Raw genomic sequence first — 570 nt, 5'->3', positions numbered from 1 at the left:
GAGGCTCCCACTGCTTGTACGTACACGGTTTCAGGTTCTTTTTCACTCCCCTCGCCGGGGTTCTTTTCGCCTTTCCCTCACGGTACTGGTTCACTATCGGTCAGTCAGGAGTATTTAGCCTTGGAGGATGGTCCCCCCATATTCAGACAGGATACCACGTGTCCCGCCCTACTCTTCGAGTTCACAACCTGTGCATTTTGGTGTACGGGACTATCACCCTGTACCGTCGGACTTTCCAGACCGTTCCACTAACACACAAGCTGATTCAGACTCTGGGCTGCTCCCCGTTCGCTCGCCGCTACTGGGGGAATCTCGGTTGATTTCTTTTCCTCGGGGTACTTAGATGTTTCAGTTCCCCCGGTTCGCTTCATTACGCTATGGATTCACGTAATGATAGTGTGTCGAAACACACTGGGTTTCCCCATTCGGAAATCGCCGGTTATAACGGTTCATATCACCTCACCGACGCTTATCGCAGATTAGCACGTCCTTCATCGCCTCTGACTGCCAGGGCATCCACCGTGTACGCTTAGTCGCTTAACCTCACAACCCGAAGATGTTTCGTAAAAC

General features: G+C 52.1%; 1 rRNA gene (running past one end of the window). It reads right to left on the bottom strand.

Annotated elements, in window-relative coordinates:
- A 23S ribosomal RNA gene (locus tag JTI85_RS02400) occupies nt 1–543 on the bottom strand (it extends 2364 nt beyond the left edge of the window).
- Nucleotides 544–570 lie beyond the last annotated feature (27 nt).

This window comes from Citrobacter sp. Colony219, assembly GCF_019382635.1.
Lineage (GTDB): Bacteria > Pseudomonadota > Gammaproteobacteria > Enterobacterales > Enterobacteriaceae > Citrobacter > Citrobacter youngae.
The sequence above is the reverse complement of the archived record's forward strand: the minus strand, read 5'-3'. Positions and strand labels throughout refer to the sequence as shown.